The organism is Bradyrhizobium sp. AUGA SZCCT0431, from assembly GCF_018131065.1.
Classification (GTDB): Bacteria; Pseudomonadota; Alphaproteobacteria; order Rhizobiales; family Xanthobacteraceae; genus Bradyrhizobium.
The window spans coordinates 80,432-92,535 of record NZ_JAFCLR010000008.1; the positions used below are offsets into that span (position 1 = coordinate 80,432).

Here is a 12,104-nt window from a genome sequence, read left to right on the forward strand (position 1 = left end):
TGCGAGGTTGCGGCCAACTCACTGCACCTTGCGAATTCGTTCGATGAGCTGCGCAATCGCGGGGTCTTGCTGCGCCTTGGTGTAAATTCCCGCCATCGCCGCCTCGAGCGGCTTGCGGTCGAAATCGGTGACGATCTTGACGCCGGCGTCTTCCGCCTGCCTGCGCGAGCGCACTTCGAGATCGCGCCATTTCTCGCGCATGAAGCGGCTCGAACGCATGGCGGCTTCGCGGAAGGCCTTCTGGTCTTCGGGCGACAGGTCAGACCATGCCTTTTTCGACATGACAAGCACTTCCGGGCTCATCGTATGTTCGGTGAGGGTGTAGAAGCCGGCGAATTTGTAGTGATCGGTGGTGACAAAGGACGGCCAGTTATTCTCGGCGCCGTCGATCAATTTGGTGGAGAGTCCGGTCAGCACCTGACCGTAGGGCAGTGCGACCGGATCGGCGCCGAGCGAGCGGATCATCTCGACCATCTGCTCGGACTGCTGGACTCGAATCCGCAAGCCCTTGAGGTCGGCCATCGAGGTGACCGGGCGGACGTGGTTGTAGATCGAACGGGCGCCGGAATCGTAGAACGCGAGGCCGACGAAGCCGTAAGGTTCGAAGCTGTCCAGGATCTCGTTGCCGATCGGTCCATCCAGCACCTTCTGCAAATGCTCGATGGAGCGGAACAGAAACGGCATTGCCAGCACATTCATCGCCGGCACCATGCTCCCGATCAATGCGACGTTGGTACGATTGATATCGATGGCGCCTGCGCGGGTCTGCTCCAGGGTTTCCTTTTCCTCGCCGAGCTGGCGCGAATGGAACACCTTGATCTCGTGGCGGCCGCCGGTGCGTTCCGCAACCAGGCTGCCCATGTAGTGCAGCGCCTGCACGGTCGGATAACTCTCGTTCTGGGTATCGGCGGCGCGAAATTCGCGCGCAAAAGCGCTCGTTGAGGCCGCTGTCAGGAACAACGCCAGAACAAGCATTATGATCCGCGAAAGGTCGGCGCGGCGATACACAGGCAACAAATCCCCTTGTGAAGAAGTCTGCGGCGGGAAGAAAAGGTTCAATGTTTTTTTAGCAGAAGGCGCCCACACTTGGCTATCCGGAGCCGCTGCAATCGTTAATTGTGCGGTGCGACGGCGGTGGTGGATTGAAACGGCGGGCGCGGGCATCTATGAGGGCGCAGCGCGCAGATTTGATCGCGGTCCTGACAAGCGGTTTTGGCAAAGTGATTCATCAGTGAAGTCGGTCTTGAGGTTGTTTCAGTTCGTCGCGCTCGCACTCACCGTGCTGGTATCTCCGGCGCAGGCGACCACCGAGATCATGTGGTGGCACGCGATGTCGGGTGAACTCGGCAAGCAGCTGGAGAAGCTCGCGACCGATTTCAACGCCTCGCAATCCGACTACCGGATCGTTCCGACCTACAAGGGCAATTACACCGAAACGGTGACGGCGGCGATCTTCGCCTTCCGTTCGCGCAGCCAGCCCGCCATCGTTCAGGTCAACGAGATCGCGACAGCGACCATGATGGCGGCAAAGGGCGCGATCTATCCGGTGTTCGAGTTGATGCGCGACCAGTCGGAGCCGTTCTCGCCGGCGGCCTATCTGCCGGCCGTCGCCGGCTATTATTCCGACGTCGCCGGCAACATGCTGTCGTTCCCGTTCAACGCCTCGACACCGATCCTCTACTACAACAAGGACCTCTTCCGCGCCGCCGGTCTCGATCCGGAAGTGGCGCCGAAAACCTGGCCCGAGGTCGGGGCCGCGGCGAAGAAGCTGCGCGCGGCGGGCGCGGTCTGCGGGCTGACCACCTCCTGGCCCTCCTGGATCAATGTCGAGAATTTTTCGGCATTCCATAACCTGCCGCTGGCGACCAAGGGCAATGGGTTTGGCGGTCTCGACGCCGAACTGACCTTCAACAACCCGAGCGTGGTGCGCCACATCACGCAGCTGGCGGAATGGCAGGCCACGAAAGTGTACGACTATAGCGGCCGCGGCCAGTCGGCCGAGCCGCGCTTTCAGAAGGGCGAGTGCGGAATCTTCATCGGCTCGTCGGCGACCCGCGCCGACATCAAGGCCAATTCGAAATTCGAGGTCGGCTACGGCCTGATGCCGTATTATCCCGACGTGACTGGCGCGCCGCAGAACACCATCATCGGCGGCGCGACCTTATGGGTGCTGCGGGCCCGGCCACGCGATGAATATACCGGGGTCGCGAAGTTTTTCGCGTTTCTGTCGAAGCCGGAAGTCCAGGCGGCCTGGCACCAGAACACCGGCTATCTGCCGATCACCCGCGCCGCCTTCGATCTTTCGCGCGCGCAGGGGTTCTATGATCGCAATCCCGGAGCGGCGATCTCGATCGAGCAGATGACCTTGAAGCCGCCGACCGAGCACTCCAAGGGAATCCGGCTTGGCTCGTTCGTGCTGATCCGCGACGCGATCGACGAGGAACTTGAGCAGGTCTTTAGCGGCAAGCGGACCGCGCAAGTCGCCCTCGACCTCGCCGCCGACCGCGGCAACCGTCTGCTGCGCCAGTTCGAGCGGGCGAATCCGGACCGATAATTGTCATTCCGGGCACGCGAAGCGTGAACCGCAGATGCGCAATTGCGCATTGGGGAATCTCGAGATTTCGGGTTCGATGCTGCGCATCGCCCCGGAATGACGTCGAAAGGTCGAGCATTGCCAATCATGTCTTCGCTGCCGGTCCTCGCAGACTACGAAGCCTTCCATGCCTGGCGCGCCGACACCCCGCGCTGGCTGCCGGTGGCGCTGGACATCGCGCATGGCCACGGCTTGAAGCCGGCGGCGCCGCATGTTTTCTCGACCGGTACCAACCTCGTCATCGGCCTCGGCGATGAACTGATCCTGAAGCTCTTTCCGCCGATGCTTCGCGGCCAGTTTGTCTCCGAGCGCGCTTCGCTGAGGCAGTTGCGCGGACAATTGAGCATCCCGATTCCGGAAATCCTGTTCGAAGGCGAGCGCGACGGGTGGCCCTATCTCATCATCACGCCGCTGCACGGCGTCGTCGGCTCCGAGGTCTGGCCGACGCTGCCTGAAGACCAGAAGGAACGCGTGCTTGCGCAGATCGGCGCGACCATCGCCGAAGTGCAGCGCGCCCCGCTCGGAGAACTCGCAAACATCGAGCCGCAATGGGACCGGTTCATAACCGGGCAAATCGAGGGCTGCCGCGTGCGGCACGAGCGCCTCGGGATGTCAAAGAAGTTTCTCGATGGCCTCGACGACATGCTGCGCGATGCCGCGACGCTTATTCCGCTGGACCAGCCGCCGGTCATCCTGACCGGCGAATACATTCCGGAGAATTTCCTGTTGAGGCAGGAAGGCACCGGCTGGCGCCTGTCGGGGCTGTTTGATTTCGGCGACGTCATGACCGGCTGGGGCGAATATGACCTGCTGGGTCCGAGCGCGTTCATGGCCGCGGGAAACCCACGGCGGTTGCGCAGCCTGTTCGAAGGGTTCGGATACCCGCCCGCCGACATCAATCCGGCCATGAAACGGCGGCTGATGGCGCTGATGCTGTTGCATCGGGCCAGCGATCCGGTCCGGCATATCTGCATCGAGGACTGGCAGGGCAAGGCCGGCAACCTTTCCGAATTGCAGGACCTGGTGTGGCCGGTCTGACGGGTGCGACGAAATCGCACATCAAAGAGGCGCGTAAAATTTCTGCATAAAGAGTGGGCAATTATGCATCTTTGTATGCAATTGACAGCTCGTTTCGTCGAGCCGATTCCGCCGGATAATTGATATTGCTATATGATATCAATAAATTAGGGGGAGGTTAGCGCTTCATTAAGGTTTGGCACGAACCTTGCGATTCCCAGTTCCAAAGCCCGTTCCCCTCAGGCGTTGGAGCATCACCATGAAGCGTCGCGATTTCCTGAAATCCGTCACCGGGGTCGCCGCCGGCGCCCTGGTGCCGGCGCCGGCCATTTTCTCATCCGCCAAGGCCGATGCGCGGTCGGAGACGCTTTTGATCGTCTCGGAAGGCGGTCCCAACAACCTCGACATCCATGGCGTCGGCACCAACGTGCCCGGCTATGAAGTGTCGTGGAATTGCTACGACCGCCTGATCACCCACGAGATGAAGAGCGGTCCCGGCGGCGTGCCGTATTACGACCGCGACAAGTTCAAGGGCGAACTCGCCGACGACATGAAGATCGACGACATGTCGGTGACCTTCAAGCTGAAGAAGAACGCGAAATTCCATGACGGCACGCCGGTCGCGGCCAAGGACGTCAAATGGTCGCTCGATCGCGCGGTCTCGGTCGGCGGCTTCCCGACCTTCCAGATGAGCGCGGGCTCGCTGACCAAGCCCGAGCAGTTCGTTGTCGTCGATGACAATACCGTGCGCGTCGACTTTGCCAAGAAGGACCGGCTGACGATCCCCGACCTCGCGGTCATCGTACCCTGCGTCGTCAATTCCGAGCTGGTGAAGAAGAACGCGAGCGAGAAGGACCCCTGGGGCCTCGAATATACAAAACAGCAGACCGCGGGCTCGGGCGCGTACAAGCTGTCGAAGTGGACCGCCGGCACCGAAGTCATCATGGAGCGCAACGACGCCTGGGTCGGTGGCCCCCTGCCGAAGATCAAGCGCGTGATCTGGCGCATGGTGCCGCAGGCCGGCAACCGCCGCGCGCTGCTGGAGCGTGGCGACGCCGACATCTCCTATGAACTGCCGTTCAAGGATTTCCAGGAGATGAAGGCCAACGGCAAGCTCAACGTGGTGTCGCTGCCGTTCTCCAACGGCATCCAGTATATCGGCATGAACGTCACCAAGCCGCCGTTCGACAATCCCAAGGTGCGCCAGGCGATCGCCTACGCGCTTCCCTATCAGAAAATCATGGACGTCGTGCTGTTCGGCCTCGCCAATCCGATGTTCGGCGCGTCCGCCGACAAGGCCACCGAAGTGGCGTGGCCGCAGCCGACCAAATATTCCACCGATATGGCCAAGGCGAAAGCGTTGCTCGCGGAAGCCGGCTACGCCAGCGGTTTCGAGACCACGATCTCGTTCGATCTCAATTTCGCCGGCGTCAACGAGCCGCTCTGCGTGCTGGTGCAGGAGAGCCTCGCCCAGATCGGCATCAAGGCCACGATCAACAAGATCCCCGGCGCCAACTGGCGCACCGAGTTGAACAAGAAGGAGATGCCGCTCTACACCAACGTGTTCTCGGGCTGGCTCGATTACCCCGAATACTTCTTCTACTGGTGCTATCACGGCAACAATTCCGTCTTCAACACCATGAGCTACAAGTCGCCGGAGATGGACAAGCTGATCGACGGCGCGCGCAATGCGGCCTCGACCGGCGACAAGGCGGCCTACGACAGCGACGTGAAGGGTTTCGTCGATCTCGCCTACAAGGATATCCCGCGGATTCCGCTGTATCAGCCCTTCGTCAACGTTGCGATGCAGAAGAACATCTCGGGCTATCAATACTGGTTCCACCGCCGTCTCGACTATCGCGCGCTGGTGAAGGCGTAATCCGCCATGCTGACCATGATCGGCAAGCGGCTGATGTTTGCGATCCCGTCGCTGATCGGGGTCGTGATCGTGACGTTCCTGCTGACGCGGGCGCTGCCCGGCGATCCCGCCGCGTATTTTGCCGGGCCTGCCGCGACCAAGGAGGCGGTCGAGCAGATCCGGAAAAAACTTGGCCTCGACAAGCCGCTGATCGAACAGTTCTTCCGCTACACCAATGACCTCGCCCATGGCGATTTCGGCAATTCGCTGACCACCGGCCAGCCGGTCGCCGCCGAAATCCGCAATCGCCTGCCGGCTTCCGCCGAGCTGACGCTGCTCGGCCTGTTCGTTTCCATCGTGATCGCTATCCCGCTCGGCGTGCTGGCCGCCACCCGGCCTGGCTCGTGGATCGACCACCTCTGCCGGATAACGACGACGGCCGGAGTGTCACTGCCGGTGTTCTTTACCGGCCTGGTGCTGGTCTACATCTTCTATTTCCGGCTCGGCTGGTCGCCGGCGCCGCTCGGCCGGCTCGATGTGTTCTACAGCGCGCCGCCGACGGTGACCGGCTTCTATCTGATCGACACCCTGATCGCGCGCGATCTCGAGGCGTTTCGCTCCGCGCTGAGCCAGTTGATCCTGCCCGCGACGACGCTGGCGATCTTCTCGCTGGCCCCGATCGCGCGCATGACGCGGGCCTCGATGCTGGCGGTGCTGGCCTCGGATTTCGTGCGCACGGCGCGCGCCAGCGGCCTGTCGCCGGGCACCGTGATCGTCACCTACGCCTTTCGTAACGCGATGCTGCCCGTGATCACCACGCTCAGCATGGTGTTCTCGTTCCTGCTCGGGGCCAACGTGCTGGTGGAGAAGGTCTTCGCCTGGCCCGGCATCGGCTCCTACGCGGTGGAGGCGCTGATCTCGTCCGACTTCGCGCCCGTACAGGGCTTCGTGCTGACCATGGCGGTCATGTACGTGCTGCTCAATCTGATCATCGACATTCTGTATGGCGTGATCGATCCGCGCGTGAGATTGGAAGGGTAATAAGCATGAGCACCGTTGCGCCTGCCGTTGAACCTGTCGGTCCCGCGCGAACGTCGGGACTATCAGCGATCTTCGAACACACCCGCTATGTGCTCGGCGAGAACCGCGTCACCGCCTTTGCCTTCGCCCTGTTGATCGTGATCCTGTTCGCGGCCGTGTTCGGTCCCTACATTGTGCCCTACGATCCGCTCGCCAGCGACACCGCCGCTGCCTTGAAGGCGCCGTCGGCGGCGCACTGGTTCGGCACCGATCAATTGGGCCGCGATATCTTCAGCCGCGTCATCGTGGCGACACGGCTGGATGTGTTCATCGCGGTGGCCTCCGTGGCGCTGGTGTTCCTGATGGGCGGCCTTGCCGGCATCGCCGGAGGTTATTTCGGCGGCTGGACCGACCGCATCGTCGGACGTATCGCCGACACCATCATGGCGTTCCCGCTGTTCGTGCTGGCGATGGGCATTGTCGCGGCACTCGGCAACACCGTGCAGAACATCATCATCGCGACCGCGATCGTGAATTTTCCGCTCTATGCCCGCGTCGCCCGCGCCGAGGCCAATGTCCGCCGCAACGCCGGCTTCGTGCAGGCGGCGCGGCTGTCGGGCAATGGCGAGTTCCGGATTCTGCTGGTGCACATCCTGCCCAACATCATGCCCATCATGATCGTGCAGATGTCGCTGACCATGGGTTACGCCATCCTCAATGCCGCAGGCCTGTCGTTCATCGGGCTTGGCGTGCGGCCCCCGACGGCGGAATGGGGCATCATGGTCGCGGAGGGCGCCGGCTTCATGGTGTCCGGCGAATGGTGGATCGCGCTGTTCCCGGGCCTCGCGCTGATGATCGCGGTGTTCTGCTTCAACCTGCTCGGCGATGGTCTGCGCGATATCGTCGATCCGCAGCGACGGACGTGATCATGGACGGCGCAACTCAGAACATTGTCATTGCCGGGCTTGACCCGGCAATCCATCGCGCGAAGCGCATCTTTGAAGTTTTGATGGATGCGCGGGTCAAGCCCGCGCATGACAATCAGGAAACCGGACGCATGTCATGACCGCGCAGCCATTGCTCGACGTCAACGACCTCACGGTGGAATTCGCCACGCGGCGCGGTATCGTGAAAGCGGTGCAGCACGTCAACATCTCCGTCGCCAAGGGCGAGACGCTCGGCATCGTCGGCGAATCCGGCTCCGGCAAGTCGGTGACGTCTTACGCCGTGATGCGGATCCTCGACCGCGCCGGCAAGATCGCCGAGGGCTCGGTGATGTTTTCCGGCATCGACGTCAAGGCCGCGACCGAGAACCAGATGCGGGATTTGCGCGGCCGCGAAATCTCGATGATCTTCCAGAACCCGCGCGCGGCGCTCAATCCGATCCGCAAGGTCGGCGACCAGATCGAGGACGTGCTGCGCCAGCATGTGCAGTCAGCGGCCAGTGATCGCGGCGAGAAGGCGATCGAGGCGCTGGAACAGGTCAAGATCGCACGGCCGCGCGAGCGTTACCACGCCTATCCGTTCGAGCTTTCCGGCGGCATGTGCCAGCGCGTCGTGATCGCGCTGGCGCTGGCCTGCAATCCGCAGCTTCTGATTGCGGACGAGCCGACCACCGGCCTCGACGTCACCACGCAGAAAGCGGTGATGGATTTGATCGTCGAACTCACAAAACGGCGCGGCATGTCGACCATCCTGATCACGCATGACCTCGGCCTCGCCGCCGCCTATTGCGACCGCGTGGTGGTGATGGAAAAGGGCCGCGTGGTCGAGACCGCGAAATCCGCCGACATCTTCGCCAACCCCGAACATGCCTACACCAAGAAGCTGATGCGCGCGACGCCGCGGATCGGCGTCTCCTTGCGCGATCTGTTGCCGGAAGAAGATGCGGCGGCGCTGCCGGCGCTGACGTCAGCGGCTCCGGCCGACAACGAAACCAAGCCGCTGCTGCTGGTCGAGAAACTGGTGAAGGAATATCCGCGCCAGGGCGCCACGGCTGTGCTCGGAAAATTGTTCTCGCGCAAACCGCCGGTCGAGGCCGAACTGTTCCGCGCGGTCGACGGCATCAGCTTCACGGTCGGCCACGGCGAGAGCGTCGGCCTGGTCGGCGAATCCGGCTGCGGCAAATCGACGACGTCGATGATGGTGATGCGGCTGCTGGATCAGACCTCGGGCCGCATCGTGTTCGACGGCGACGAGATCGGTACCATGCTGCCCAACGCCTTTGCGCGGCTGCCGCTGCGCAAGAGCATCCAGATGGTGTTCCAGGATCCAACCGACAGCCTCAATCCGCGCTTTACCGCGGCGCGCGCCATTGTCGATCCGATCATGCAGCTCGGCGCCATCAAAGGCCGCGACGCGCTGCGCGCCCGCTGCGAGGAACTCGCCGGGCTGGTTGGTCTCCCCATTAATCTGCTCGATCGCTTTCCGCACCAATTGTCCGGCGGCCAGAAGGCCCGCGTCGGTATCGCCCGCGCGATTGCGCTGCACCCAAAACTCGTGATCCTCGACGAGCCGACCGCCGCGCTCGACGTCTCCGTGCAGGCGGTGGTGCTCAATCTCTTGCAGGACCTCAAGTCGTCCTTGGGTATGAGTTATCTGTTTGTCTCCCATGATTTGAATGTGGTGCGCCTCTTATGCGATCGTGTCATCGTGATGCGCGCGGGACGAATCGTGGAGCAGGGCCCGTCCGAACAGGTCTTGGGCAATCCGCAGGACGCCTATACAAAGGAACTGCTGACGGCGATTCCGCATCCGCCGTTGCCGGTTCACTCATAAACTTGGATGGGAGCGAAATGGCCGAACCCCTGGACGACTATATCGACGCCGTCGCGAAAGCGCTGGCGTTGCCGGTGGAGGATTCCTGGCGGCCGGCGGTGCGCGCGAACCTCGAAGTATCGCTGAGACTGGCGCGGCTGGTCGATGAATTTGCATTGCCCGACGAAACCGAGCCCGCCAGTGTCTTCGCAGCCTGACCGCGCAATGACCGTCCAAGAGACCGCTCAAGAGATCGCGCAGGCCGTGAGTGGCGGCCGGATGACCGCGCTCGCGGCGACTGAAGCCGCGCTCGCGCGGATCGCCAAACATGATTCCGTTCTGAACTCCTTCACTGACGTCACCGCGGATCGCGCGCGGGCCAAGGCGCGCGCCGTCGATGCGGCGATTGCGGTGGGACAAAAGGTGGGCCCGCTCGCGGGCGTGCCATTCGCGGTGAAAAACCTGTTCGACGTAAAGGGCCTGCCGACGCGCGCGGGCTCGAAGATCAACCGCGACCTCGCGCCGTCTTCGCGCGATGCGACGCTGGTCGAGCGCATGGAGGCGGCCGGCGCCGTCCTGGTCGGCGCGCTCAACATGGGCGAATACGCCTACGACTTCACCGGCGAGAACGTCCATGACGGCCCGTCGCGCAATCCGCACGATCCGACCCGCATGACGGGCGGCTCATCCGGCGGCTCCGGCAGTTCGGTCGGCGGCGGCCTGGTGCCGATCGCGCTGGGCTCGGATACCAATGGTTCGATCCGGGTGCCGTCATCGTTCTGCGGGATTTTTGGCCTGAAGCCGACCTACGGCCGGCTGTCGCGGGCGCGCTCGTTTCCGTTCGTGGCGAGCTTCGATCATCTCGGACCTTTTGCGCGCAGCGTCGGCGATCTCGCGCTGGCCTATGATGTGATGCAGGGGCCTGATGCCGACGATGCCGCGTGCTCGACGCGTGCGGTCGAGCCGGTGACGTCGCAGCTCACGCAAGGCATCGGCGGATTGCGGGTCGCGATTGCCGGCGGCTATTTCCAGAAGAACGTGTTTCCCGAAGCGGTCGAGGCCGTGGCGCGCGTTGCCAAGGCGCTCGGTGCGACCCAGACGATTGAAATCCCCGAAGCCGCGCGCGCCCGGGCCGCAGCTTACGTCATCTCCACCACCGAGGGCGCGTCGCTGCATCTCGATCGCCTGCGCAAGCGCCCGAACGATTTCGATCCGGCGGTGCGTGATCGCCTGATCGCGGGCGCGATGGTGCCGGCGCCGCTGGTCGACCGGGCGCAGAAATTCCGCCGCTGGTATCGCACGCAGGTGCTGGAGCTGTTCAAATCGGTGGACGTGATCATCGCGCCGGCGACGCCGTGCACCGCGCCAAAACTCGGGCAGGTAATGTTCAAGCTCGACGGCGTCGAACTGCCGGTGCGCGCCAATATCGGCATCCACACCCAGCCGATTTCGTTCATCGGGCTTCCCGTGGTCGCGGTGCCGGTGCCGCTGGAGCCGATGCCGATCGGGGTTCAGATCATCGCCGCACCGTGGCGCGAAGATATCGCGCTTCGCGTCGCTCATTCGCTGGAGCAATCCGGCGTTGCTGCGGCGCCTGCGCCGAGAGGAATTTAGCCATGGATATCGACCTTCCCGACGTGCTCACAGAGGTGTCAGCGCAATTCGCGCGCTATGAAGCGGCGCTGGTGTCGAACGACGTCGCGGTGCTGGATGAGCTGTTCCGCAACGATCTCCGCACGCTGCGTTACGGCATCAACGAAAATCTCTACGGCTATGAGGCGATCATGGCGTTCCGCGCCGGCCGCTCGCCGGTGGGGCTGATGCGCACGACCGACAAGACTGTGATCACCACCTATGGCCGCGATACCGCGGTCGCCTCGACGTTGTTTTATCGCGACGTGTGGAGCGGCAAGAAGGTGGGGCGGCAGATGCAGACCTGGATACGGTTTCCCGAGGGGTGGAGAATCGTCGCCGCCCATGTCAGCATCATCGACGAGCCGGCATCGTAAAGGGGTCTGAGTCGAAAGGATTTTGGGTAAAACGACATGAGCCTTGACGATCTTCCAACGCGCATCCCGCAAGCCGGGCCTGAGTCCGAACCGGTGGTGCGGCGCGTCGACCGCGCCTCGCCGCAGGCGGACAAGGTCACGCGCGCGGAGGAATTGCGGCTGCAGCTTGCGGACGAGATCGTGCGCGGCGTGCTGGCGCCGGGATCGGGGCTGGACGAGACCGATATTGCGCGGCGCTTCAGCGTGTCGCGGACGCCGGTGCGCGAGGCGCTGCGGCAGCTGGTGGCGAGCGGCCTCGTCGAATCCCGCGCCCATCGCGGCGCCGTGGTGGCGCAGCCGTCGATCGAGCGGCTAACCGAAATGTTCGAGGCGATGGCGGAGCTGGAAGCGCTGTGCGCGGGACTTGCTGCGGAGCGGATGCCGGCGGCGGAACGCCAGAAGTTGGAGGCGATCCACGAGGAACTGCGGGTCTTGAGCTATGCCGGCAATCCCGAACGGTTCCACGAAGTCAACGAGCGCTTTCACAACGCAATCTATGCCGGCTCGCAGAACGGTTATATCGCCGAGATGACGCTGGCGACGCGGGTGCGGGTGCAGCCGTTCCGGCGTGCGCAATTCCGCAATCTCGGGCGGCTGGCAAAATCGCACGCCGAGCACGACCGCGTCGTGGTCGCGATCATGCGCGGCGACAAGGCCGGTGCGGCGGCCGCGATGCGCGCGCATATCGAGCTGGTGCGCGGCGAGTACGAGCTTTACGCGGTGTCGCATCCGTAGGGATGCGAGCGCAATCTCTGTCCGTCATTCCGGGGCGCCGCAACGCGGCGAACCCGGAATCCATTTCTCCGCGCCG

General features: G+C 63.3%; 12 protein-coding genes. 11 read left to right on the plus strand and 1 reads right to left on the minus strand.

The features are described 5' to 3' along the window. Positions 1 to 18: 18 nt before the first annotated feature. Entirely contained in the window at positions 19 to 1,014 is a 996-nt protein-coding gene (locus JQ567_RS09525; RefSeq protein WP_212438573.1) for a TRAP transporter substrate-binding protein, read from the minus strand. 229 nt (positions 1,015 to 1,243) lie between these two features. Between JQ567_RS09525 and ugpB the strand changes: the two genes are divergently transcribed. From ugpB to JQ567_RS09580, 11 genes are all read left to right on the plus strand, one after another. Then, on the plus strand, positions 1,244 to 2,554 hold the full coding sequence (ugpB, locus tag JQ567_RS09530) for a sn-glycerol-3-phosphate ABC transporter substrate-binding protein UgpB (protein ID WP_409363585.1): 1,311 nt from the start codon (positions 1,244 to 1,246) through the stop codon (positions 2,552 to 2,554). 126 nt (positions 2,555 to 2,680) lie between these two features. Then, on the plus strand, positions 2,681 to 3,631 hold the full coding sequence (locus tag JQ567_RS09535; protein ID WP_249165362.1) for a phosphotransferase: 951 nt from the start codon (positions 2,681 to 2,683) through the stop codon (positions 3,629 to 3,631). Positions 3,632 to 3,869: 238 nt separating this feature from the next. Next, complete coding sequence (locus JQ567_RS09540; RefSeq protein WP_212438576.1) at positions 3,870 to 5,489, plus strand: ABC transporter substrate-binding protein; 1,620 nt, start codon at positions 3,870 to 3,872, stop codon at positions 5,487 to 5,489. Positions 5,490 to 5,495: 6 nt separating this feature from the next. Beyond that, positions 5,496 to 6,509: an ABC transporter permease gene (locus JQ567_RS09545; RefSeq protein ID WP_212001749.1), complete on the plus strand. Its 1,014-nt coding sequence runs from the start codon at positions 5,496 to 5,498 to the stop codon at positions 6,507 to 6,509. A 5-nt stretch (positions 6,510 to 6,514) separates the two neighbouring features. Further along, entirely contained in the window at positions 6,515 to 7,414 is a 900-nt protein-coding gene (locus JQ567_RS09550) for an ABC transporter permease (protein ID WP_212438577.1), read from the plus strand. A 2-nt stretch (positions 7,415 to 7,416) separates the two neighbouring features. After that, positions 7,417 to 7,554, plus strand: coding sequence for a hypothetical protein (locus JQ567_RS09555; RefSeq protein WP_212438578.1), 138 nt, complete (start codon positions 7,417 to 7,419; stop codon positions 7,552 to 7,554). Continuing rightward, positions 7,551 to 9,266 carry an ABC transporter ATP-binding protein gene (locus JQ567_RS09560; protein WP_212438579.1) on the plus strand — a complete coding sequence of 572 codons (1,716 nt, stop codon included), beginning with the start codon at positions 7,551 to 7,553 and terminating at the stop codon, positions 9,264 to 9,266. The genes JQ567_RS09555 and JQ567_RS09560 overlap by 4 nt, the downstream gene beginning before the upstream one ends. Positions 9,267 to 9,283: 17 nt before the next feature. Next, on the plus strand, positions 9,284 to 9,463 hold the full coding sequence (locus JQ567_RS09565; RefSeq protein WP_192735513.1) for a DUF4089 domain-containing protein: 180 nt from the start codon (positions 9,284 to 9,286) through the stop codon (positions 9,461 to 9,463). Between the two features lie 7 nt (positions 9,464 to 9,470). After that, complete coding sequence (locus JQ567_RS09570; RefSeq protein WP_249165363.1) at positions 9,471 to 10,859, plus strand: AtzE family amidohydrolase; 1,389 nt, start codon at positions 9,471 to 9,473, stop codon at positions 10,857 to 10,859. A gap of 2 nt (positions 10,860 to 10,861) precedes the next feature. After that, complete coding sequence (hpxZ, locus tag JQ567_RS09575; RefSeq protein ID WP_212438581.1) at positions 10,862 to 11,254, plus strand: oxalurate catabolism protein HpxZ; 393 nt, start codon at positions 10,862 to 10,864, stop codon at positions 11,252 to 11,254. A gap of 36 nt (positions 11,255 to 11,290) precedes the next feature. Beyond that, positions 11,291 to 12,028: a GntR family transcriptional regulator gene (locus JQ567_RS09580; RefSeq protein ID WP_212438582.1), complete on the plus strand. Its 738-nt coding sequence runs from the start codon at positions 11,291 to 11,293 to the stop codon at positions 12,026 to 12,028. The last annotated feature ends 76 nt before the right edge of the window (positions 12,029 to 12,104 follow it).